17 protein-coding genes are annotated in these 23,978 nt (G+C 73.1%); 6 read left to right on the top strand and 11 right to left on the bottom strand.

The annotated features are described in order from the left end of the window. Positions 1-4: 4 nt before the first annotated feature. On the top strand, positions 5-553 hold the full coding sequence (locus OHA99_RS02160) for a flavoprotein (RefSeq protein WP_405693671.1): 549 nt from the start codon (positions 5-7) through the stop codon (positions 551-553). A gap of 78 nt (positions 554-631) precedes the next feature. Next, complete coding sequence (locus tag OHA99_RS02155) at positions 632-1,600, top strand: aldo/keto reductase (protein ID WP_153176460.1); 969 nt, start codon at positions 632-634, stop codon at positions 1,598-1,600. 62 nt (positions 1,601-1,662) lie between these two features. On the opposite strand, the gene OHA99_RS02150 is transcribed toward OHA99_RS02155, so the two are convergent. Both OHA99_RS02150 and OHA99_RS02145 read right to left on the bottom strand, forming a co-directional pair. Beyond that, positions 1,663-2,331 (bottom strand): DUF4232 domain-containing protein, encoded by a 669-nt coding sequence (locus OHA99_RS02150; RefSeq protein WP_405693669.1) that lies wholly within the window; start codon positions 2,329-2,331, stop codon positions 1,663-1,665. Between the two features lie 152 nt (positions 2,332-2,483). Then, on the bottom strand, positions 2,484-4,865 hold the full coding sequence (locus tag OHA99_RS02145) for a SpoIIE family protein phosphatase (protein ID WP_405693668.1): 2,382 nt from the start codon (positions 4,863-4,865) through the stop codon (positions 2,484-2,486). A gap of 271 nt (positions 4,866-5,136) precedes the next feature. On the opposite strand from OHA99_RS02145, the gene OHA99_RS02140 reads away from it, so the two are divergent. The 3 genes from OHA99_RS02140 (at position 5,137) to OHA99_RS02130 (ending at position 12,605) form a co-directional block, all read left to right on the top strand. Further along, positions 5,137-8,223: a glycoside hydrolase family 2 TIM barrel-domain containing protein gene (locus OHA99_RS02140; RefSeq protein ID WP_405693666.1), complete on the top strand. Its 3,087-nt coding sequence runs from the start codon at positions 5,137-5,139 to the stop codon at positions 8,221-8,223. Positions 8,224-8,390: 167 nt separating this feature from the next. Next, positions 8,391-10,634 (top strand): cellulase, encoded by a 2,244-nt coding sequence (locus OHA99_RS02135; protein WP_153176456.1) that lies wholly within the window; start codon positions 8,391-8,393, stop codon positions 10,632-10,634. 369 nt (positions 10,635-11,003) lie between these two features. After that, positions 11,004-12,605 carry an RICIN domain-containing protein gene (locus OHA99_RS02130; protein ID WP_153176455.1) on the top strand — a complete coding sequence of 534 codons (1,602 nt, stop codon included), beginning with the start codon at positions 11,004-11,006 and terminating at the stop codon, positions 12,603-12,605. A 43-nt stretch (positions 12,606-12,648) separates the two neighbouring features. On the opposite strand, the gene OHA99_RS02125 is transcribed toward OHA99_RS02130, so the two are convergent. Next, complete coding sequence (locus OHA99_RS02125; RefSeq protein ID WP_405693664.1) at positions 12,649-13,818, bottom strand: lactate 2-monooxygenase; 1,170 nt, start codon at positions 13,816-13,818, stop codon at positions 12,649-12,651. Between the two features lie 358 nt (positions 13,819-14,176). Here OHA99_RS02125 and OHA99_RS02120 point away from each other — a divergent pair, with 358 nt between their 5' ends. Further along, the gene (locus OHA99_RS02120) at positions 14,177-14,611 is read left to right on the top strand and encodes a protease inhibitor (protein WP_164381129.1); all 435 of its coding nucleotides are present in this window, start codon (positions 14,177-14,179) and stop codon (positions 14,609-14,611) included. Between the two features lie 145 nt (positions 14,612-14,756). Here OHA99_RS02120 and OHA99_RS02115 read toward each other — a convergent pair whose 3' ends face one another. From OHA99_RS02115 to OHA99_RS02080, 8 genes are all read right to left on the bottom strand, one after another. Next, positions 14,757-15,002, bottom strand: coding sequence for a CDGSH iron-sulfur domain-containing protein (locus OHA99_RS02115; protein ID WP_405698877.1), 246 nt, complete (start codon positions 15,000-15,002; stop codon positions 14,757-14,759). Positions 15,003-15,057: 55 nt separating this feature from the next. Further along, on the bottom strand, positions 15,058-15,702 hold the full coding sequence (locus OHA99_RS02110; protein WP_205616621.1) for a HemK2/MTQ2 family protein methyltransferase: 645 nt from the start codon (positions 15,700-15,702) through the stop codon (positions 15,058-15,060). A 30-nt stretch (positions 15,703-15,732) separates the two neighbouring features. Then, positions 15,733-16,764 carry an iron-containing redox enzyme family protein gene (locus OHA99_RS02105; protein ID WP_405693661.1) on the bottom strand — a complete coding sequence of 344 codons (1,032 nt, stop codon included), beginning with the start codon at positions 16,762-16,764 and terminating at the stop codon, positions 15,733-15,735. Between the two features lie 54 nt (positions 16,765-16,818). After that, positions 16,819-16,998, bottom strand: coding sequence for a hypothetical protein (locus OHA99_RS02100; RefSeq protein WP_153176450.1), 180 nt, complete (start codon positions 16,996-16,998; stop codon positions 16,819-16,821). Positions 16,999-17,074: 76 nt separating this feature from the next. Continuing rightward, positions 17,075-18,085: a Ppx/GppA family phosphatase gene (locus OHA99_RS02095; protein WP_405693659.1), complete on the bottom strand. Its 1,011-nt coding sequence runs from the start codon at positions 18,083-18,085 to the stop codon at positions 17,075-17,077. 30 nt (positions 18,086-18,115) lie between these two features. After that, on the bottom strand, positions 18,116-20,938 hold the full coding sequence (locus OHA99_RS02090; RefSeq protein WP_381587980.1) for an NHLP bacteriocin export ABC transporter permease/ATPase subunit: 2,823 nt from the start codon (positions 20,936-20,938) through the stop codon (positions 18,116-18,118). Position 20,939: 1 nt separating this feature from the next. Continuing rightward, positions 20,940-23,159, bottom strand: coding sequence for an NHLP family bacteriocin export ABC transporter peptidase/permease/ATPase subunit (locus tag OHA99_RS02085; RefSeq protein WP_164381122.1), 2,220 nt, complete (start codon positions 23,157-23,159; stop codon positions 20,940-20,942). Further along, positions 23,156-23,962, bottom strand: a complete 807-nt coding sequence (locus tag OHA99_RS02080; RefSeq protein WP_405693657.1) for an HlyD family efflux transporter periplasmic adaptor subunit — start codon at positions 23,960-23,962, stop codon at positions 23,156-23,158. The genes OHA99_RS02085 and OHA99_RS02080 overlap by 4 nt, the downstream gene beginning before the upstream one ends. Between the last annotated feature and the right edge of the window lie 16 nt (positions 23,963-23,978).

The raw sequence follows: 23,978 nt of genomic DNA, 5'->3' as shown, positions 1-23,978 counted from the left end.
CGGGATGAACGATCGGGGTGGAAGCGGCAGGGCCGCACGACCTTTCCTCTACGTCGTCGTCTGCGCGGCGGGCGTGGCCGAGGACGTCGGCGGGCTGATCGACGCGGCGCTGAAACGGGGCTGGGAGGCCGGGGTCATAGCGACACCGGTCGCCATGGGCGGCTTCTTCGACGTGGCCGACGTCGAGGCGCGCACCGGCCGCCCGGTCCGCTCGGCCTGGCGCACGCCCGGCGATCCGCGGCCCTTCCCGGCACCCGACGCCGTCGTGGTCGCGCCCGCCACCTTCAACACGGTCAACAAGTGGGCCGCCGGCCTGGCCGACACCCTCGCCGTGGCCACCCTGTGCGAGGCGAGCGGCCTCGGTGTCCCCGTCGCCGTCCTGCCGTGCGTGGCGGACGCACTGGCCGCCCACCCGGCGTACGGGGAGAGCCTGGCCAGGCTGCGCGGCATGGGCGTGCGCTTCGGCGACCCGTACACCGGGGAGGCGGGGGAGGGCGGCGGCCGCCCCGGGTTCGGCTGGGAGAGGGCCCTGGACCTGCTCGAACGGCCCTGACCCGGACGGGGTTCGAGCCCGCACGAAGACGTACGCTCGCCCTGGTAACGATGACCGGCGAAGACAGGAGCGGCAACGATGCAGTACGTGAAGCTCGGTTCGACGGGCCTGGACGTCTCGCGGATCTGCCTGGGCTGCATGACCTACGGCGTTCCCGACCGCGGCACGCACGAGTGGACCCTCGACGAAGAGGCCTCGCGCCCGCTGATCCGGCAGGCGCTGGAGGCCGGCATCACCTTCTTCGACACGGCCAACGTCTACTCCGACGGCACCAGCGAGGAGATCGTCGGCAAGGCCCTCGCCGACTTCGCCCGCCGCGACGACATCGTGCTCGCGACCAAGGTGAACGGCCGGATGCGGCCCGGTCCGAACGGCGCCGGACTGTCCCGCAAGGCGATCACGACCGAGATCGAGCACAGCCTGCGACGCCTGGGCACCGACTACGTCGACCTTTACCAGATCCACCGCTTCGACCCGCACACCCCGGTCGAGGAGACCATGGAGGCCCTGCACGACCTGGTGAAGGCGGGCAAGGTCCGCTACATCGGGGCGAGTTCGATGTACGCCTGGCAGTTCTCCAAGATGCAGTACACCGCCGAGCGGCACGGCTGGACGAAGTTCGTGTCCATGCAGAACCACTACAACCTCGTCTACCGCGAGGAGGAGCGCGAGATGCTGCCCCTCTGCGCGGACCAGGGCGTCGGCGTGCTGCCCTGGAGTCCGCTGGCCCGCGGCCGCCTCACCCGCGACTGGGACACCGCCACCGGCCGCAGTGCCACCGACACCTTCGGCAGCACCCTCTACCAGGAGGGCGACCGTGCCGTGGTGGAGGCCGTCACCCGCATCGCCGGTGAACGCGGCGTCCCGCGCGCCCGGGTGGCCCTGGCCTGGCTGCTGCACCGGGACACGGTGACCGCGCCCATCGTCGGCGCCTCCAGGCCGGGCCACCTCGAGGACGCCGTGGCGGCGGTGGAACTGACGCTCACCGAGAAGGAGACCGAGGAACTGGAGCGGCCCTACGCGCCGCACCCGATCGCCGGTCACTGAGCACGGGACCGGGACGGTCGGGCACCCGTGCCTCGGGGACCGGCGTCTCAGGGACCGGCGTCTCAGGGACCGGTGCCCGCCTCCAGGGCGGTGACGGACACCGACGACTCGTTCCCGCCGACCGGGACCTCACCGGCCGTCCACTTCACCTTGAGGGGCTCGCGCTCGTCCGGCGGGGTGACGAGCAGCGCCGCCGGAGTGGCCGTACGGGCGCCGCTGATCTGCGGGCTGGAGAAGGACAGGCCGGCCCACGCGCTCTCGCCCGGCGTCAGCGTGACCGTCAGAGGGGAGCCCGGCGCGCGCTCGGGGTCGGGTCCGAGCTGCTGGCCGGACGCGTCCACGAAGGCGGCGCCCGGATAGCCGTACACCGTGCAGGTGCGCTCCGAGGTGTTGGTCAGCACCACCGGGAAGTTGCGCTGACCGGCCCCCGGGTCCACGCGGCCGACGGCGGCCCGCAGTTCGGAGGTGTGGCAGCGGCCGTCGGTGCGCGCGGAGGCGGAGGCCGAGCCCGCGGTGTCACTGGGCGCGGCGCCGACCGCCGGGGCGGTGTCGCCGGGCGTCGCGGTGCCACGGCCCGGGTCCGCGCTGCTGCTGTGGGGGGCGGCCCTGCTGGGCTCCGGTGTTCCGCTCGACGTGGCGCTCTCGCTGCCGCAGGCGGTCACCAGACCGAGCAGTGCGACCCCGCTCACGAGCAGGGCCGTCCGGCGGACCGGCTGGGACGTGTCAGCCATCGCTTCTCCACACTCCCGTCAGGTTCTCGCACCCGGCCCCTCGGAGGACGGCACCGTGTGCTCCGTCCTGTCGAGTGTCCCGTCCCGCGGTGCGGGAAACGAGGGGGCACACGCGGGGACGGAGCGGGGCACCGGAGCGGGGCGGCCCCGGCTCATTCCGCGTCGTCGAGCAGTCCCAGTTCCGCCCAGATCGTCTTGCCCTCGGTCGTGTGCCGGCTGCCCCAGCGCTGGGTGAGCTGGGCCACGAGGAGCAGACCGCGCCCGCCCTCGTCCCAGGTCCTGGCCCGGCGCAGGTGCGGAGCGGTGTGGCTGGTGTCGGAGACCTCGCAGATCAGCGTGGCCGTGTCGTGGATCAGCCGGAGCCGGATCGGCGGGGAGCCGTACCGGATGGCGTTGGTGACCAGCTCGCTGACGACCAGCTCGGCGGTGAACGTCGCCTCCAGCAGGTTCCAGTCGGAAAGCCGGTCGAGGACCTGCTTGCGCACCGGTGCGACCAGTGCCGGATCGGCGGGGATGTCCCAGGTGGCGACCTGCCCGGCGGGCAGTCCCCGGGTCCGGGCCAGCAGCAGGGCCACGTCGTCGGCGGCGTCGCCCGAGGGGAGGAGGGTGTGCAGTACGCGGTCGCAGGCGGCGTCCAGGGAGTCGGCGGGGGCGGCCAGCGCCTCGCGCAGCAGCGCCTGGCCGGCGTCGGTGGCCCGGTCCCGGCTCTCGACCAGGCCGTCGGTGTAGAGCGCCAGCACGCTGCCCTCGCGCAGCTCCATCTCGGCCGACTCGAACGGCAGCCCGCCCACGCCCAGCGGTGGCCCGGAGGGCAGTGCGACCAGCTCGGGCGGCCCGTCCGGCGGGATCAGCACGGGCGCCGGGTGCCCGGCCCGGGCCATGGAGCAGTGCCGCGACACCGGGTCGTACACCACGTACAGACACGTCGCGCCGACCTCGCCCGCCCGGTCGTCGCCGGACTCCTCGGACAGGCGCACCACCAGGTCGTCGAGGTGGGTGAGCAACTCGTCGGGCGTCAGGTCGATGTCGGCGAGGGTGCGCACGGCGGTGCGCAGCCGGCCCATGGTGGCCGAGGCCGGGATGCCGTGCCCCACGACGTCCCCGGCGACCATGGCGACCCGCATCCCGGACAGCGGGATGACGTCGAACCAGTCGCCGCCGACGCCCGAGCGGGCCGCCGGAAGATAGCGGGAGGCCGCCTGCACCGCGGCCGTGGGCGGCAGCCACCGGGGCAGCAGGCTGCGCTGGAGGGTCAGGGTGGCCTCGCGCTCCCGCGAGTAGCGGCGGGCGTTGTCGATGCAGACGGCGGCGCGGGCGCTGACCTCCTCGGCCAGCAGCACGTCGTCGTGCGTGAACGGGTCGGGACGCCGGAAGCGGGTGAAGACCGCGACGCCGAGGGTGGTGCCGCGGGCCTGGAGCGGCACCGACATCGTGGAGTGGATGCCGTACTCCTCCACCCGGCGCAGACGGACGGGGTCCCACTGGAGCCAGCGCTCGAGGTCGCCGTAGGCCACCGAGGCCACGATCGCCTGCCCCGAGAGCAGGCACTCGGCCTGGGGCGAGCCGGCCGGGTAGACGTCCAGCCGCCCGGTCTCGGCCACCGTCTGGGGGCACTCCGCCGTGACCGACTGGTGCGCCGTGCGGCGCAGGCCGACCGGTGGCTCGACCACGGCGGCCGGTTCACCGCCGTGCTCCCACGGGTCCAGCAGGTCGACGCTGACGAAGTCGGCGAGCGCGGGCACGCACACGTCCGCCAGCTCCTGCGCCGTCCGGGTGACGTCGAGGGTGGTGCCGATGCGCACACTGGCCTCGTTGACCAGTTGCAGCCGCTCCCGGGCGCGGTGCTGCTCCGTGAAGTCGTGGGCGCTCACACACACGCCGCACACCCGGCCGTCGGCGTCGGTGAGCGGTGCGATCCGCGCATGCCACGCGTGGGCACGGCTCTCGCCGACCGCCTTGAGGCGGGTCTGCATGTCGTGGCGGCGGCCGGTTTCGAGCACGCGCCGCATCCGCCGTTCCAGCTCCGCGTTCTGCGGCCGGTCGCCGAAGTCGGTGGCCCGCAGCCCGCGCACGCGGTCGGGCGGCAGTCCCATCAGGCGTGCCATGGCGTCGTTGACCCCGCGCAGCAGGAGCCGGTCGTCGAAGATCATCATGGCGCAGGGCGACTGGGTGAGGGCGGCTCTGACCAGCGGGTCGTCCTCCGGCCGGGGACCGGATTCCAGCGGGGTGACGGCGAGCCACGCGGCGGGGACGCCGTCCGCGGCCGACCGGCGGTGCGCGAGCACCCACACGGACACGGTGTGCCCGTCGCGGTGCCGCAGCGCCAGGGTGCCGCTCCACTGGTCGTCGTCGCTCCCGGGAGGTGTGCCGTCGCGGTCGTCCGCGAGCAGGTCGGCGGCGGGCCGCCCGACGACCTCGGCGGCCGGGTGGCCGAGCAGCAGACGGGCGCCCTCGTTCCACTCGCGCAGGGTGCCGGAGCCGTCGACGACGGCGCGGGCCGTGGCGGCATCGTCGAACGGGTTGACCGGACTCATCGTCGCCACTCCATTGCGCACACCCACAGTGATCAGCGCGTCACCTGCTTCCCAGCCTAGTGGGTTCGCGTCCCGCGCGGACCCGAACCCACCGGGCCCACAGAGCCCGGCCGCCGCGCCCGTCACCGGAACGACCGGGCGGCGCACGGCAGAAAGTGCTTTCCGTGCCCTTGACGGGCGCGTATGGCCCGACGTCAGAATCTGTTTGTTCACGATTGCTTGTGAGTGCTTCTGATTTTTTCGGATGGGGGAGAGATGAGGGAGACCCGTCATGACGGTCACGCGTAGATCGGTTCTGATCGCCTCCGCCGCCACGCCCGCGGCCGGAATGGCGTTCGCCGCGCCCTCGGCGTGGGCCTCGGACGCCACCGGCGGCGCCGCGGGCCGCAGCACCGTCGCCCTGCGCGACGGCTGGCGCTTCCGGCTGATCGACCCCGACGGCGCGGCCGAGGACACCACGGACGCCGCCGATCCCGCCCACGACGACTCGGCGTGGCGCGAGGTCGCCGTCCCGCACGACTGGAGCATCGAGCAGACGCCCACCACCGAGCACGGCACCACCAGCGGCACCGGTTTCCTGCCGGGCGGCCTCGGCTGGTACCGCCTCGCCTTCACGCTGCCGCGGGCGCTCACGGGGAAGCGGATCTCGGTCGAGTTCGACGGCGTGTACATGGACGCCCGCATCCACTGCAACGGCACGGAGGTGGGCCACCACCCCTACGGCTACACCGGTTTCGCCCTCGACCTCACCGACCTGGTGCACACCGACGGCCGCACCGAGAACGTCCTCGCGGTCCAGGTGCGCAACCGGCTGCCCAGCAGCCGCTGGTACTCCGGCAGCGGCATCTACCGCGAGGCCCGCCTCGTCGTCACCGAACCGGTGCACGTAGCGCGCTGGGGCACCTACGTCACCACGCCCCGGGTGGGCGAGGACAGCGCGGTCGTCCGGGTGGAGACGTCGGTGGCGAACGCCTCGGGCACCGCGCGCGAGATCGAGATCCGCTCGACGGTCGAGGACGCCGACGGCCGCACCGTGGCCCGCACCGCCTCCACGGCGGACGTCGCCGGCACCGCCACCGAGACCCACGAACTCACCGTCCGGCACCCGCGGCGGTGGGACTTCGCGAGCCCGCACCGCTACACCCTGCACACCGAACTGCGCGTCGGCGGCCGGACCGTGGACACCTGCCGCACCCCGTTCGGCATCCGCACCTTCCACGTCGACCCCGACGAGGGCTTCCACCTCAACGGCAGGTACGCCAAGATCAAGGGCGTCGACCTGCACCACGACCTCGGCGCGCTCGGCGCCGCCGTCAGCGCCGACGCGATCCGCCGCCAGATGACCCTCATGAAGTCGATGGGCGTCAACGCCTTCCGCACCTCCCACAACCCGCCCTCGCCCGAGATGATCGAGATCTGCGAGGAGCTGGGCATCATCATGCTGGTCGAGGCCTTCGACTGCTGGCGCACCGGCAAGAACCGCTACGACTACGGCCGGTTCTTCGACGAGTGGTGCGAGCGGGACGCCACCGAGATGGTGCTCGCGGCCCGCAACTCGCCCGCCGTCGTCATGTGGTCCATCGGCAACGAGGTACCCGACTCCACCGCCACCGCCGGACTCGCCATGGCCGACCGGATCATCGACGCCATCCGCGCCGCCGACGCCACCCGCCCCCTGGTCATCGGCTCCGACAAGTACCGCCGGCTGCCCGCCAAGGGCTCCGCGGCCGACCTGATGCTGGCCAAGCTGGACGGGCTCGGCCTCAACTACAACACCGCCAAGTCGGTGGACGACCTGCACGCGGCCTACCCGCACCTGTTCCTCTTCGAGTCCGAGTCGTCCTCCGAGACCTCCACGCGCGGCACCTACCAGGAGCCGGAGCACCTGAACACCGGCGAGAACCACACCCCGGGCGGGCGGGCCACCTCCTCCTACGACAACAACCTCGCCTCCTGGACGATGAGCGGCGAGTACGGCCACAAGAAGGACCGGGACCGCAGGTGGTTCGCCGGGCAGTTCCTGTGGTCCGGCATCGACTACATCGGGGAGCCCACGCCGTACGACGTCTTCCCGGTCAAGGCGTCCTTCTTCGGAGCGGTCGACACGGCCGGCTTCCCGAAGGACATGTACCACCTGTTCCGCAGCCAGTGGACGGACGAACCCATGGTCCACCTGCTGCCGACGACGTGGAACCACCGCGAGGGCGACACCGTCGAGGTCTGGGCCTACAGCAACGTCGACACCGTGGAGCTGTACCTGAACGGCAGGTCCCTCGGCACCCGGCGCTTCGACCGCAAGAAGACCGTCGACGGCCGGGCGTACCTGGAGACCACCGAGCCCACCGGCGACGACAAGACCTTCACCGACGGCCCCTACCCCGGCAGTTACACCAGCCCCAACGGCAGCGCGGGCAAGCTGCACCTGACCTGGAGGGTGCCCTTCGAGGCGGGCGAGCTGAAGGCCGTCGCCCGGCGCGGCGGCAGGACGGTCGCCACCGACGTCCTGCGCACCGCCCGGGCGCCGCACGCCCTGCGCCTCACCCCGGACCGGGAGTCCGTCGACGCCGACGGGCGCTCCCTGGTCTTCGTGACCGCCGAGGTGGTCGACCGGCACGGAGTGGTGGTGCCCGGCGCCGAGCACCTGATCTCCTTCGACGTGGCGGGCGGCTCGCTCGCCGGACTCGACAACGGCCGCCAGGAGAGCGCCGAGCGCTACCAGTCCCGTACCCGCACCGCCTTCCACGGCAAGGCGCTCGCCATCGTCAGGTCGGGCACCCGGCCGGGCACGGTACGGGTGACGGCGCGTGCGGACGGGCTGCGCATGGACACGGCGACGGTGCGCGCCCGCCGGGCCGGGGACCGGGCGACCACACCCGCGCCGGAGTTCCGCCCCGGGCACCCGGCGCCCGTGGACCACCCGTACGCGGACGCGAGTTACTCCGGCCGGCCGGACACCCTGCCCGCCGCCGTGCTGGACGGCGACCCGGCCACCGGCTGGTCCAACGGCTTCCACAAGGCGGCCACCGCGCTGCTGCCCGCCTTCGACGGCGCGCGCGCCGAGGACTGGATCTCGGTCGACCACGGGCGCACGCGCTCCTACGACCGGGTCGAGGTCTCCTTCACCGTGGACGACGGGCACAGCCTGCCCAAGGCCGTCGAGGTCGCCGTCTGGGACGGCCGTGCCTGGCGTGCGGCCACGGACGTGCGGACCGAGTGGGCCACCGCCTCCGACGCGCCCACGGTCATCGGCTTCCGTCCGCTGCGCGGGTCCCGGATCCGCCTCACGCTGACCAGCAGTCACCCCGGCGAGGCGCGGGGAGCGGTCCGGGTCAGCCGCCTGGAGGCACCCGCCGCCTGAACCGCCCTACCACGGTCCGGACGGGAACCGGTCGGGAACCGGTCGGGAAAACCGGTCCCGTCCGGACCGTTGACGGCATGTCATGTCTGCCACAAGCATGGCCTGCGACCGCATTTGGGAGCGCTCCCATTTTCGAGTGAGCGCCACCTCCCCCGAGGAGCCCGGACGTGAAAAGACGCAGAACCGCGCTCGTCTCCCTGACGGCCCTGCTGGCGGCGGCCGTCACCGCGCTGCCCGCCGCCCCGGCCGGCGCCGAGGAGACCGAGCAGGTCAGGAACGGCACCTTCGACAACGGCACGGACTCCTGGTGGACGAGCAGCAACGTCACCGCCGCCGTGACCGACGGCCGGCTGTGCGCCGACGCACCCGGCGGCACCGCCAACCGCTGGGACGCGGCCCTCGGCCAGAACGACGTCACCCTGGTGGCGGGGGAGTCGTACAAGTTCTCCTTCACAGCCACCGGTACGCCCGCCGACCACGTGGTCCGGGCGATCGTCGGCCTGTCGGTGTCCCCGTACGACACGTACTACGAGATCAGCCCGCAGCTGAGCGTGTCCGGCAACACCTACTCGTACACCTTCACCTCGCCCGTCGACACCGCTCAGGGCCAGGTCGGCTTCCAGCTCGGCGGCACGCCCGACGCCTGGCGGTTCTGCGTGGACGACGTGTCCCTGCTGGGCGGCGTGGCACCGGAGCCGTACGTGCCGGACACCGGGCCGCGGGTGCGGGTGAACCAGGTCGCCTACCTGCCGTCGGGGCCGAAGAACGCCACCCTCGTCACCGACGCGACGTCGCGCCTGCGCTGGCAGCTGAAGAACGACGGCGGACGGGTCGTCGCCCACGGCTGGAGCAGGCCGCGCGGCGTCGACGCCTCCTCCGGGCAGAACGTCCACTCGATCGACTTCGGCCGCTACAAGAAGCGCGGCGAGGGCTACACACTGGTCGCCGACGGCGAGACCAGCCGCCCGTTCGACATCGGCACGGCCGCCTACGAACGGCTGCGCCTGGACTCGGCGAAGTACTACTACACCCAGCGCAGCGGCGTCGCCATCAGCGACGAACTCCGCCCGGGCTACGGCCGCCCCGCCGGACACGTGGGCACGGCACCCAACCAGGGCGACACCGAGGTGCCCTGCCAGCCCGGCGTGTGCGACTACACCCTCGACGTCTCCGGCGGCTGGTACGACGCCGGCGACCACGGCAAGTACGTCGTCAACGGCGGCATCTCCACCTGGGAGCTGCTGAGCACCTACGAGCGCTCACTGCACGCCCGCACCGGGGAGCCGCGCAAGCTGGGCGACGGTTCGCTCGACATCCCCGAGAGCGGCAACAGGGTGCCGGACATCCTCGACGAGGCCCGCTGGGAGCTGGACTTCCTGCTGAAGATGCAGGTGCCGGACGGGCAGCCGCTGGCCGGGATGGCGCACCACAAGATCCACGACGAGCAGTGGACCGGGCTGCCGCTGCTGCCGAGCGACGACCCGCAGAAGCGCGAGCTGCACCCGCCGACCACCGCGGCCACCCTCAACCTGGCCGCGACGGCCGCGCAGGCCGCCCGTCTGTACCGCCCCTACGACCGGGAGTTCGCCGCCAAGGCGCTCGACGCGGCCCGGACCGCGTGGAAGGCGGCGCTCGCCCACCCGGACCTGCTCGCCGACGAGAGCGACGGCATCGGCGGCGGCGCCTACCCGGACAACGAGGTCGCCGACGAGTTCTACTGGGCCGCGGCCGAGCTGTACCTGACGACGGGGGAGCGGGACTTCAAGGAGTACGTGCTGAACTCCCCGGTCCACACCGCCGACATCTTCGGCCCGATCGGCTTCGACTGGGCGCGCACCGCGGCCGCCGCCCGCCTCGACCTGGCGACCGTCCCCAGCCGGCTCCCCGGCCGGGACAAGGTCCGCCGCTCCGTCGTCCAGGGCGCCGACGGCTACCTGGCCACGCTGAGGGCCCACCCCTACGGCATGCCCTACGCCCCCGACGGCAACGTCTACGACTGGGGCTCCAGCCACCAGGTCCTCAACAACGCGGTCGTCATCGCCACCGCCTACGACATCACCGGCGGCTCCAAGTACCGTGACGGCGCCGTCCAGAGCATGGACTACATCCTCGGCCGCAACGCGCTGAACATGTCGTACGTCACCGGATACGGCGAGGCCAACGCACACAACCAGCACAGCCGCTGGTACGCCCACCAGCTCGATCCCACCCTGCCCGCGCCGCCCGACGGCACCCTGTCCGGCGGTCCGAACTCGAGCATCCAGGACCCCTACGCGCAGAGCAAACTCCAGGGCTGCGTCGGTCAGTTCTGCTTCATCGACGACATCCAGTCCTGGTCGACCAACGAGCACACCATCAACTGGAACGCCGCACTGGCCCGGATGGCCTCCTTCGTGGCGGACCAGGGCTGACCGCCTCACCGGCTGACCGCCCGACCGCCTGACTCCGCCGCCGTCCCCGTCGAGGGCCGCACCGCTTCCGCCCGAGAGAATGCGGAAAGCCGGTGCGGCCCTCTTGCCGTGCCGTGGATTCTGACCTTCTTTCAAAGGCGGCCGAGGTTGCCCGGTCGCCTTGTTGACCATGAGTGGTTTGTGCGAGAGTGAAGCACCCGTGCGGGGGGTAAAGGCCGGGTCTCGCACGCGCTTTGACGGGCCGGGTCCGATTTCGCCATGGCGAATTCACGCCTCCCGTGCGCTGCCCAAGAGGTACACACCAATCCGTGGGTCCTTTTCGGCGCTCCGAACTTCTGAGTCACCTGCGCGTGGGAAGGAAACATCTCAGTGCCCACCCCCCACCCTCCCCGGCCCGTCCAACCGCCCTCCGGCGGGGACCACGGGGAGTCCGACGAGTTGTTGGCCGCACGGCTCCGGGACGGTCCGCAGAGCGAGGCCGCCCGGATCGCCGCGCTGCTGATGGCCCGCCACTGGCAGCCCGCGCACGACTACGCGACCATCTGTCTCGCCACGTCGGCCGAGGTCACCGCCATGGTCACGGCCGCCGCCTGGCAGCGGGTGCTGGCCCGTCTCGCCCAGGGCGAACCGGCCACCGCGCTGCGCCCGCGCCTGCTGGTGGCCGTGCGTGACACGGTCCGCCAGTGGTCCGCGGACGACGCGATATCCGCGGTGCTGCCGCAGCTGCTCAAACCCGCGGGCGGGCGCGGTATGCGGGCCGCGAAGTCGCTGACTCCGGAAAACCGCACGCTGGCCGCCCGGGCATTCGCCTCTCTTCCCGGACCGGCCCGTTGTTTGCTGTGGCACACGGAAGTCGAAGGGGAGTCCATAACCGTCCCGGCCGGTCTGCTCGGCATGGACACCGACACCGCGTCGGCCACTCTCGAACAAGCGCGTGAGAAATTCCGCGAAGGTTGTCTGGACGCCCACCGGCAGCTCGCGCCGAGTCAGGAGTGCCGCTTCCAGGGCCGGCTGCTCGATGTTCCGATCCGTCGGGGCGGTGCCCTGCTGCCGGACGTCCGCAAGCATCTGGCGGACTGCCGTCACTGCCGGCACGCGGCTGACCAACTCGGTCACTTCGAGAGGGAGTTGGGCACCCTGATCGCCGAGGCCGTGCTCGGCTGGGGCGCCCGGCGCTATCTCGACTCGCGTCCGGCGCGTGCGACGCTGGGCGCACTGGCCAAGGGCGCCGCCCGGCACCGCGGCTCACGCCCCGGGCTGCTGGCCCGGATCCCCGTTCCCGTGCGCAGGAGGCCGGGCCCGCCGCGCTCGGGCCGGTCGGTGCTCAGGCAGGTCGGCGCCGCCTCCGCCGGAGTGCTCGCCATCGTGCTGGTGGTGAGCGTGTGGTCCTACGACGGCGGTGGCGCCGATCCGGCCGCCTCCACCAGCGCCGTCGACGGCGAGACGTCCGCGACGAGCCGTCCGAAACCGCCCGGCGCGGCCGGCCTGCCCACGTCCGCCGACCGCACCCGGCTGCGCAACGTCGCCGCCGGTCTCTGCCTCGACGTACGGGGCGAGCCCAGGGTCGGGGCGGGTGCCCGGCTGGCCGGGTGCTCCGAGGCGTGGACCCAGCAGTGGACCCACGAGGACGACGGGCTGCTGCGCAGCGTCGCCGATCCCGGGCTGTGTCTGGACTCGCGGGCGGACGCCGGCGTCGTCATCCTCGGTACCTGCGCCGACAAGGGCACCGGGCGGGGCGACGACGTGCGCTACGACCGCACCGAGCAGGGGGAACTGGTGCCCCGCGGGCAGAAGATGCTCGCGCTCGCCACCACCACCCGTGCCCCGGACGCCGACATCGTCGTCAAGGTGCACGACGGTTCCGACGACCAGCGCTGGCGCGCCGAGCCGGTGCCGGAGGCCGAGGGCTCCCTGTCGATCGCCCGCACCGACGCCCCGGGCGCGCGAGCCGTGGACCTGTCCGGCGGCTGAGGGAACCCGCACCTTCCGGGGGGACGGCGCCGCCGCCGTCCCCTCACACCGGGTCCTCGGCGAGGTCGGCGCGCCCCGGCGTGGCCGGTGAGGCGTGCCCGGACAGGGCCAGGGTGAGGTCGAGTTCGGCGAGCAGGCAGCGGATCACGTGCTCCACGCCGGCCTGACCGTCCAGACCGAGCCCGTAGGCGTAGGGACGGCCCAGCAGCACCGCACGCGCGCCGAGCGCCAGGGCCTTGAAGACGTCGTCGCCGGTGCGGACACCGCTGTCGAACAGCACCGTCAGCCGGTCGCCGACTGCGTCCACCACCCGAGGCAGGGCGTCGGCCGCCGCGACGGAACCGGCCACCTGACGGCCGCCGTGATTGGACACCACCACACCGTCCATCCCGGCGTCGGCGGCGAGTCGCGCGTCGTCGGGGTGCAGGACGCCCTTGAGGACGATCGGACCGTCCCAGTTCTCCCGCAGGAAGGCCAGGTCGGGCCAGGACTTGGCGGGATCCGAGAACATGCCGACGAAATGCATCACGGCCGCGTTCGGGTCCTCGTGCACGGGCTTGGCCAGACCGGCCTGGAACGCGGGGTCGGAGAAGTAGTTGGCGGTGCCCACCCCGTGCAGGAACGGCAGGTACGCCTGGTCGAGGTCGCGCGGGCGCCACGACAGCAGGGGTGTGTCCAGCGTGACGAACAGCGCCGTGTACCCGGCCGCCCGGGCGCGGTCCAGGAAACTGCGGGCCACCTCGCGGTCCCTCGGCCAGTACAGCTGGAACCAGCGCTCGGCGTCGCCCATCGCCTCGGCGACCTGCTCCATGGGTGTGCTGGAGGCGGAGGACAGGATGTAGGGGACACCCTGCGAGGCGGCGGCCCGGGCGGCGGCGGACTCCGCGTCCGGATGCATGATCGACAGGACGCCGACCGGCGCCAGCGCCAGCGGTGCGGGCAGAGCGCGGCCCAGCACCTCGACGCGCAGGTCACGCTCGTGCACGTCCCGCAGCATGCGCGGGACGATCCGGCGCCTGGCCAGCGCCGCCCGGTTGGCGCGGGCGGTGCTGCCGTCCCCCGCGCTGCCCGCGACGTACCCGAACGGGCCGGGGCCCAGGCGCCGTTCGGTGAGCTCCTCCAGCCGGGTCAGGTCGGTGGGCAGCCGCGGAACCGCGCCCGTCATGCCGTTCAGGTAGATCTCGTACTGGAAGTCCGCCCAGTGCTTCGGCATCCCACGTCCGCCTCTCGTCGTCGAGCTCGCGCTGCGGGCACCATACCCGTGGGTATCCGGGGGTGGCCGTCAGGGTCGGCGGGCCTGTTTCGGGGGTGTTTCCGGCCTATTGGCGAACGTATGGATCACGCCATTCGGCCAGTTCTGTTCTCAATAATCGATCAAGAAACGCCCAGTTCCGGACTTGGAACGTTCTAACTCCGTAACTTCACGCCACTGATTGAATACCCAAGGTTACCGAAACCCATGGGGTCGAGATGAGTTTCGGTGCCGGACTCGGCAGACTCGCGCTCGCCGTTCCCGGCACCGACCGAGCCGGACCGGCACCACCCTCGAAACGAGCGGAAGGATGCACACAATGCGGAACACCGCGCGCTGGGCAGCGACTCTGGGCCTGACGGCCACCGCCGTCTGCGGGCCCCTCGCCGGGGCTTCTCTCGCCTCCCCGGCCACCGCCCCCGCGTCGCTCTACGCCCCCTCGGCCCTGGTGCTGACCGTGGGGCACGGAGAGAGCGCTGCCACCGCCGCACCCCTGCGCGCGGTCACCCTGACCTGTGCCCCGACCGCCTCCGGCACCCACCCGGCGGCCGACGCGGCCTGCGCCGAGCTGCGCGCCGCGCACGGCGACCCGGGCGCCCTGGCCGCCGAGGAGTCGGTGATGTGCACCCGGGAGTACGCCCCCGTGGTCGTCACCGTCGACGGGGTCTGGCAGGGCCGGCGCCTCTCCTACGAACGCACCTTCGCCAACGAGTGCGTGAAGAACGCGGGCAGCGCGAGCGTCTTCACGTTCTGAGGGACCGGGACCGCCGGGACCGTGCGGAGTGACCGGCCGCTCGCCACTGGGGAGTGCGAGCGGACGCCGTACGGGTCCCGCGGGCCCGCACCGGGGACGGCGGACGGAGTGGGGCCGTCCGCCGTCCTCCCGAACACCGGGCCGGTCACTCCTTGGTGGCCGGCCCGTCATCCGCCCCGGACGACCGGGCGCGGTGGCTGGTGTCGCACCAGGGGAAGCGCCGGCTGCGGCGGCAGGTGCACAGCGCGACCCGGAAGCGGTCGGAGGACACCGTCGTCCCGTCCTCCAGCTCCACCTCCACCGGCCCTTCCACCAGGAGCGGCCCCCGGCGCTGGACCTTGATCCGGCGCGGGGCCCCGGAAACGCGCGGCGGGTCGGACGGGGGCGGCAGGTCGGACGGGCGCTGCGGGTCGGACGGGCGCTGCGGGTCGGAGGGACGCGGCGGGTCAGACGGGGAGTTCGGCACGGACGACCACCAGCTCCTCCTCGTACGCGGCCCGGGGCAGCAGCCCGCGCTGCCGCAGCCAGCGCTCCCGGCCGCGCACCACGGGACCGAACGCGATCCGACGGCGCCGGGTCACCGCGGCCTTCAGGCCCGCCTCGCGCAGCAGCGCCTCGGTCCTCGCGGGATCGCTGAGCGCCGACTGCACGAGCAGCAGCACACCCCCGGGGCGCAGCAGCCGGGGCACCTCCAGGCAGATCCGGTCCAGGATCATGCGGCCGTCGTGACCCGCGTCCCAGGCCCGGGCGGCGCCGTGCGGCGGGTGGCCGCCGGCGGGCGCCGGGACATACGGCGGGTTGGCCAGCACCAGGTCGAACGACTCACCGCGTACGGGCGTGAAGAGGTTGCCGTGCCGGACGCGGATCCGCAGCCCGGCCCTGGCGGCGTTGAGCCGCGCGGCGCACACCGCGCGCCACGACACGTCCACCGCGGTCACCCGGCCGCCCCGCAGCGCCGCCGCCACGGCGAGGGCGCCCGTGCCGGTGCCCACGTCGAGCACGGCCGCGCCCGGTGGGAGCGGCTCGTCGGACAGCGCCCCGGCCAGCAGGGCGGTGTCCTCCTGAGGGGCGTACACGCCCGGTAGCACCATGAAATTCACGGACCCCAGGTACCCCGGTCGTCACGAGATATGAGCACTTCCCGCACGCGGGGGCGGTGCGGCCGGCAGCGGCGTGCGCAGCGACGACCGCCCCGCCCTCCAGTCGGCCAGCAGCCGGGCGCCGAAGCGGTCCTCGAGGTGCCCGGTGGCGTCGATGCCGAACACGACGTCCGCCGCCAGCTGCGGTTCCTGCTCCAGCAGCCCGTCGATCACCTCGTGCCGCACGATCTGCTCGTGCACCGCGTCGGCCTCCACGTGCTCGTCGTAGAAGTACTCGGCGGCCGGTCCGGCACCGGTGCGGCGCATCGCCTCGGCGAGCCGTCGGGAACCGGGCGACGAGGTGATCTCCACCGCCGCGAAATGCCCCACCAGCGCGCCGCGCAGGGACCGGTGCAGACCGAACAGGGACATCATGTTCACCGTGGCCAGGCACTGGGCCGAGGCGGCGTCGAGATGGGCCCCGTACGTCGTGTCCAGGCCCAGATCGCTCATCAGGCCGGCGAACAGGCGGGCGTGCACCCGGTCGGCGCGGCCGCCGCCGTACTCGTCGAACTCCACCGCCGCCATCGCCGCCTTCGAGCGGCCCCACAGCCGCGGCAGCACCCAGGCGTGCGGGTCGGCCTCCTTGAGGTGGTACAGGGAGCGCTGGGCCGCGTACTCGCGCAGCTGCCACAACTCGCCCTCGTCCCGCAGGAAGTGGCTGACACCCTCACCGTGGACGGGTTCGACGAGCAGTGCCCCGACCGCGTCCGCCACGCTCGCGTGGACGGGGGTGTCGGCCCGCAGGGCGGCCAGGAAGCGCCGCTCCAGCGCGGCCCGGACGCCCAGCAGCTCCGGGTCCCACTCGAGGTCGGGGCGGACGCCCGCGAATCCCCGGTAGTGCAGCTCGTAGCACTGGTACAGGGCGAGCTGGAGGTCGTCGCCGTACACCGACGCGACGGCGACGGTCTCGGGGGCCGGCAGCGGGCCCGTCCCGCGCAGCCGGGCGCCGACGGCCTCGGAGACCGGTCCCCGGGGCGTCGGCAGCTGTGGTCCTTCACGGTCGTACTCCATGCGCCGCGAGTACCCGGACAACGCCGCGGCACCCGGCCCGCGCGGAGCGGCGCGTCACTCGCCTTCGGCGTCCTTCTGGGCGCCGGTGTTCGGAGACGTGGCGTCGCCCGCCTCGCCCCGGTGCCCGCCCTCGTCCGACTCCGCGTCGCGGGGCCTGGACTCCTCGATCTCGCGCAGCACCTCCTCGACGGCGGTCTCGGGCTGCTTGCGGTCGTGCTCGCCGTTCCTGGACACGGGGTCCTCCTTCTCGCTTCTCGTCGTGCGTTTCCTGCGGGTGGTGCGGTTCGTGCGGTACGCGTGCCCGGTCGGTTCAGTGCGACGCCGACGCCAGGCGCAGCGGCACCGGTGCCGGGGCCGCGGCCTCGTCGCTGTGGCGGACCGTCTCCGCCCACCAGGACGGGCCGTCCTCGATGTGGCGCAGCAGGATGCCCTCCCGGATCGCCCACGGGCACAGCGTCACCGACTCCAGACCGGTCAGCTTCATCGCCGTGTGCCCCACGACGGCGCCGGCCAGACTCTGCGCGGAGCGCGGTGCCGAGATGCCGGGCAGCCGGGCCCGCTCGGCGGCGGACAGCGCGGCCAGCCTGCCGACCGCCTCCCCGAGGTCCGAGCAGAGCATCCGCCGCTCCGTGAACGGCCCGTGCCGGCCGGGCGGGGCACCGCACAGCCGGCCCAGCTGCTGGAAGGTCCGCGAGGTGGCCACGGCGGTCCGCGGCCCCTCCCAGCGGATCCGCGCCGCCACGTCCCGCAGCTGGTGGCGGACCCTGCGACGCAACGCCCTGACCTGGTCCGACGACGCCGGGTCCCGGCCGCCGGCCAGGAACTCGTGGGTCAGCCGGGCCGCCCCCAGCGGCAGCGAGGCCACGAAGCCGGGCAGCCGGCCACGCCCGAACGCGACCTCGAGCGAGCCGCCGCCGATGTCCAGCAGCGCGAGCGGTCCCGCCCGCCAGCCCATCCAGCGCCGGGCCCCGAGGAACGTCAGCTCCGCCTCCACCTCGCCCGGCAGGGTGCACAGCGCCACGCCGGTGCGGGCGTGGACGGTGCGCAGCACCTCACGCCGGTTCGGCGCGGCGCGCACCACCGCGGTCGCGAAGGCCAGCGGGCCCGACGCCCCCCACCGGTCGGCGGTCCGGCTCGCGTCGGCGACCGCCTCGACGAGCCGCTCCACGGCCTCCTCGGGGACCGGTCCGCCCGGCCGGACCTGCTCCGACAGCCGCAGCCGCCACTTCGCGGTGTGCACCGGCAGCGGAACGCCGCCCTCGGCGTCCGCCACCATGAGCCGGACCGTGTTCGACCCCACATCCACCACGCTGGTACGCATGAGGGCAACAGGTACCCATTCGAGCGCCGATCAGGCCAGCTGCCGCCGCACCAGCTCGTGCAGCCGGCCGCCCGTGTCCGCGAGCAACTCGGCCGGCGGGCCCTGCTGGGCGACCCTGCCGTCCTCCATCACGATCACGCGGTCGGCGTCCAGCACCGTGGACAGCCGGTGCGCGATCACCACGCGGGTGGCGTTCAGCGCCTTGGTGGACTCGATCACCGTGCGCTGCGTCTCGTTGTCCAGCGCGCTGGTCGCCTCGTCGAAGAAGAGGATGCGCGGCCGGCGGATCAGCGCCTGCGCGATCATCAGCCGCTGCCGCTGGCCCCCGGAGACCGCGCCGCTGCCCGACACGATGGTGTGCAGGCCCATCGGCATCCGCTCGATGTCCTCCGAGAGTCCCGCCATCCCGGCCGCCGCCATCGCCTCCTCCGGCGTGTACGGCTCGGTGCCGCAGATGACGTCCAGGATCGAGCCGGTGAACGGCTGCGCGTGCTGGAGCACCACCCCGCACTGCCGGCGCACCGCCGACTGGTCCAGCGCGGCCAGGTCCTGACCGTCGTACAGGACACTGCCCGACAGCGGCCGGTCGAAGCCGATCAGCAGGCGCAGCAGCGTGGACTTGCCGCAGCCGCTGGGGCCGACGACCGCGACGAACTCGCCGGGGCGCACGTCGAAGGAGACGTCGTCCAGGACCAGCGGACCGTCGTCCGTGTACCGGAACGACAGCCGGCGCGCCTCGATCGCCCCCGACAGCGGCCCCGGCCGGGTGCTCGCCGTCCGCACCTCGGGCGTGGCGTCCAGGACCGGCCTGATCTCCTCGAACAGCGGCAGCGCCGCCACCCCCGAAACGAACGCCCCGGTCAGCTGGGTGACCGACGTCAGCAGCATCGTCGCCGACGCGTTGAAGGTGAGGAACTCCGCCGCCGACATCGAACCGCGGGCCGGACCGGCCAGCAGCATGAACATCAGCAGCGTGCACAGCGGCAGGTACACCGCGCCGAGGACCGCGTTCAGGTTCTTGATCCGCCCCGCCCGCTGCTGGAGTTCCCGGCTGTGCGCGAACTGCTCCGCCCAGGCCGCGTAGGCGTAGTTCTCGGCCGCCGCCACCCGCAGCTTGGGCAGCCCGCGCAGGGTCTGGAACGCCTGGTTGTTCAGCTTGTTGGTGAGCTTGACCAGCCGCCGCTGCCAGCGCACCTGCCACAGCCCGAGCCCCAGGAACACCCCGGCGACGACCACCAGCATGCCGATCGCCGCGAGCGCCATCGGCACGCTGAACCACAGCAGCAGCACCAGGTTCACCGCCCCGACCGTCACCGACTGGGCCACCGTGGGACCGACCCCCGCGAGGAGCCGGCGGATCGCGCTGATGCCCATGGCCGCGCTCGCCAGCTCGCCGGTGGAACGCCCGGTGAAGAACCTGGTCGGCAGCCGCAGCAGCCGGTCCCACACCGCGGGCTGGAGCGTCGCCTCGATCCGGCCCTCCAGGCGCAGGATGGTCAGGTTCTGCAACAGCATGAAGGCCGCCGCGACGACGCTGCTCAGCATCACCGCGAGACACACCTGCACGATCAGCCCGGTCTGCGCCTTCGGCACGAACTCGCCGAGCACCTTGCCCGTCGCGACCGGCACCAGCGCGCCGAGACCCACCGTCACCAGACCGGCGAGCAGCAGCCCGGTCAGGTCCCGGCGCGTGCCCGTCAGGCAGAACCGCAGCAGCCGCAGCGGACTGAGCCGGCGCTCCGGCAGCGGACGGTAGAACATCACCGCGCGCGGCTCGAACTCCCCGGCGTTCGCCTTCTCCACCGGCGTCTCACGTCCGGTCGCCGGGTGGACGGCCACATAACCGCCGCGCCGCCACAGCAGCGCCACCGGCGCCCCCGAAAGGGTGCGGTGCCCGACCAGCGGTCCGACGTCGTCGCGCCACCAGCGGTCCTCCAGCCGTACGGACCTGGTGCGGACGCGTGAGGCGAGCGCGATGCGTTCCACGGGGTCGAGCCGGTCGCTCTCCGTGCCGCTGCGGGCCGGCTCGGCCAGCGGGATCCCGGCGGCGCGGGCGACCAGCGCGCAGGCCGCGTGGGTGGCGTCGGCGTCCGCGGCCGTCGTGCGCTGCGCCGACCGCTTGCCGATGGAGGCCAGCAGCGTCCGGTCGGCCTGCGCGCGCACCGCCTCACCGGCCTTGATACCGGCCGCGGTACGGGTCTCGTGGGTGCGCTCCAGCTGCTCGATCCAGCGGTCCAGGGTGGTGAGCAGCCGGTACTGCTGGTCGACCATGGACTGCCACAGCGCCGGGTCCATCAGCAGGTCGGCGGCCGCCTCCTCGCCGTACACCGCCCCGTACTGCACGCTGCCGGGCGGCACCTGCATCCAGAACACGTCGTCGTCGGCGGGCGCGTCGGCCCGCTCCGCGGCCATCGGCGCCTGGAAGAGGACGGTCAGGCCCCGGCCCACGCCGAGGGCGAGGGCGTACTCCAGCGGGCTCGTCGTCGGCGGCACGTACTGCGGGTTGCCGTACGCGTCGTACGACCACGTCTGGGTGTGCGCCGGCTGGTACAGCTCGCGCAGCCCGATGCGGTGCACGACGCAGTCCCGCAGCGGGCGCGCCACCAGCGTGTGCTGCGGCCCGGTGACCGGCCCGAGCAGCACCGAGCCCGCCTCCAGGCGCCCCAGGTGGTGCCAGTGGCCCTGCTCCGCCGCGTCCACCGCGAACAGGTCCACCGCGCCGGACACCACGAGCCACAGCACCTGCGGCCCCTCCAGGTCGAGCCGGTTGAACCCGGCGCAGTCGACACGGGTGCCCAGTGCGCCGAGCGCCCCGAGGACGAGGTCGCCCTGTCCTTCCCGCACGGTCGTCATCTCACCGCTCCCCGACCAGCGCCGCGTACGCGCCGCCGTGTGCCACCAGCTCCGCGTGCCGCCCGCGCTCCACGACCGTGCCGTGCTCCAGGACGACGATCTCGTCGCTGTCCCGCACGGTGCTGAGCCGGTGCGCGATCACCACGCAGGCGCAGCCGCGCCGGCGCAGGTTGTCCATGACCACCAGCTCGGTCTCCGCGTCCAGCGCGCTGGTCACCTCGTCAAGCACCAGGATGCTCGGCCGGCGCACCAGCGCCCGCGCGATCTCCAGGCGCTGGCGCTGCCCGCCGGAGAAGTTGCGGCCGTCCTGCTCGACCGGGCTGTGGATGCCGCCCGGCCTGCGCATCACCACGTCGTAGAGCGCGGCGTCCTTCAGCGCGTCCACCACGGCGTCGTCCGGGATCGACGGGTCCCACAGCGCCACGTTGTCGCGCACCGACCCCTCGAACAGGAACACGTCCTGGTCGACGAAGGAGACCGAGGAGGCCAGCGCCCCGCGCGGGATGTCGTCGAGCCGCTGCCCGTCGACGCGGATCACGCCGTCCCAGGGCGCGTACAGGCCCGAGATCAGCCGCGACACCGTCGACTTGCCGCTGCCCGAACCGCCCACCAGCGCCACCTGCTGCCCCGGCCCGACGGTCAGGTCGAAACCGGACAGCAACGGCTTGTCGAGCGGGTTGTAGCCGAAGGAGACGTTCTGCAACTCGACGTGACCGTGCAGCCGGCGCGTGGAGTCGCCGCCGGGACGGTCGTAGAGGGGGTCCGCCCGGAAGTTCTCCACGTCCTTCAGCCGGGCCACGTCGGCCGCGAAGTCCTGGATGCGGCCCGCGACACCGTTCAGCCGGGTCAGCGGGGCGGTGAAGCGGACCACCAGCGCCTGGAAGGCGACCAGCAGCCCGACCGAGATGTGCCCCTCGACCGCGCGCATGCCGCCGATCCACAGGATCAGCCCGCTGTTCAGCGTCGCCAGCGTCGGCGCGACCACCCCGAGCCAGGCACTGGGCACCCCGAGCCGCTGCTGCTCCTCCAGCGTGGTGGCGTGCTGGCCGGCCCACTTGCGGAAGTAGCCGTCCTCGCCGCCGGTCGCCTTCATCGTCTCGATCAGCTGGAGGCCGGTGTACGCGGTGTTGGTCAGCCGCGCGGTGTCCGCCCGCAGCTTCGCCGTACGGGTCGCGCGCAGCCGGATGACGACCCGCATCGCGAGGATGTTGAGCAGCGCCACCCCGACGCCGACGAAGGTGAGCTGCGGGTCGTACGTGTACAGCAGCACGGCGTACAGGACGACCACGATCGCGTCCACGCCCGCCGCGGCGAGGTCGCGGGCCAGCGTCTCGGCGACCGCGTCGTTCGACTGGAGGCGCTGCACCAGGTCGGCGGGGCTGCGCTGGGAGAAGAAGGTCACCGGCAGGCGCAGCAGGTGCCGCAGGAAACGGGCGCTGGAGAGGGTGGAGGAGATGATGCGGCCGTGCAGCAGGTTGGCCTGCTGGAGCCAGGTCAGCACCACCGTGAGCAGGACACAGGCCCCCATCGACGCGAACAGCACGCCGAGCAGCGACGTCTGCCCCCCGATGAGAAACATGTCGATGTAGGTGCGGCTGAGCGCGGGCACCGCCGCGCCGACCGCCACCAGAAGCAGGCTCGCCAGCACCGCGGCGGGCAGCGTGCCCGCGGTCCCGCGCAGCCGGGCGGGCATCGCGCCGAGCACACCGGGCTTGCGGCCGCCGCGGGTGAAGCCGTCACCGGGCTCCATGGTCAGCACCACACCGGTGAAGGAGCCGTCGAAGTCCTCCAGGGACACGAAACGGCGGCCCTTGCCCGGGTCGTTGATGAACACCCCGCGCCGCCCGAACCGGCGGCCCATGCCGTCGTAGACGACGTAGTGGTTGAACTCCCAGAAGAGGATGGCCGGTGCCGTCACCTCGGCGAGCGCGGCCAGGTCCATCTGCATGCCCTTGGCGGTGAACCCGTAACTCCGCGCGGCCTTCAGCAGGTTGCTCGCCCGGGAGCCGTCGCGGGAGACGCCGCAGGCGATCCGCAGCTCCTCCAGCGGGACGTGGCGGCCGTAGTGCCCCAGCACCATGGCGAGGGAGGCGGCACCGCACTCCACGGCCTCCATCTGAAGCACCGTGGGCGTGCGGACGGTCTTCGCGCGGCTCTTGGGCACGCTGCGCCTCGGCGGGGCGGCGCGGCGCCTGCCCCGGGTCTCCTGTGCGGTGCTCACGGCAGCAGCCAATCGACGGGACGCTGGTCGGCCAGCCGGATCGAGCCCGAGGCCAGGGTCATGGAGGTCAGTTCGAACGGCGGTCCGTCGGCCGAGGACCACTCGTAGCCGCTCTTCGTGGCCGTGGAGGTCTCCAGCCGCACCGTCACGGCCACCGGCCTGCCGTCCTCGGTGAACTGCTCGCCGAGCGCGCTGTCCCCGAGGAAGGCACCGATCGTCTGTGCCGACTGGGCCGAGCGGTCCACGGACTTCACCTCGCCGTGCAGCACGCCGTACTGCTGCGTCGGCACCGACTGCACGGTCAGGTCGACGGAGGCGTGCGCGGGGATGGCGGCGGCGTTCTCGGCGGGGACGTAGACGGTGGCGTAGAGGGGGTCGTCGGCGTGGGCGACCTTCTCCACCGAGGCGACGTTCGCGCCGGTACCGATGATCTGCCCGACGGTCGCCGCGAGCGCGCTGACCCGGCCGGCGTCGACGGTGCGGACCACGGTCTCGCCCTTGGCGGTACGGACCTTCAGCACGGGGGCGTCGGCGCCCAGCCGCTGCCCCGGGCGGGCGAGGACCGCGGTGACCTGCCCGGAGACGGGGCTCTGGAGCAGGTAACTGCCCTGCCCGTGGGTGAGGACGGCGGGCGCGGAAACGGTGGAGGTCACCGAGCCGCCCACCGCCCACACGGACGCGGCGGCCATCGCGACGACGGTCACGGACAGCACCAGCCAGCCCTGGGGACGGGCGAAACGCACCGGGAGATCGAGCTCTTCCGGTGACTGGAGTTTGGAGAGGGCCTGTTGGCGGAACTGCACGGCTGACGTATCCAGG

The organism is Streptomyces coelicoflavus (genome assembly GCF_045041415.1).
GTDB classification, from domain to species: Bacteria; Actinomycetota; Actinomycetes; order Streptomycetales; family Streptomycetaceae; genus Streptomyces; species Streptomyces coelicoflavus.
This window is presented reverse-complemented; position numbering and strand designations above follow the sequence as displayed.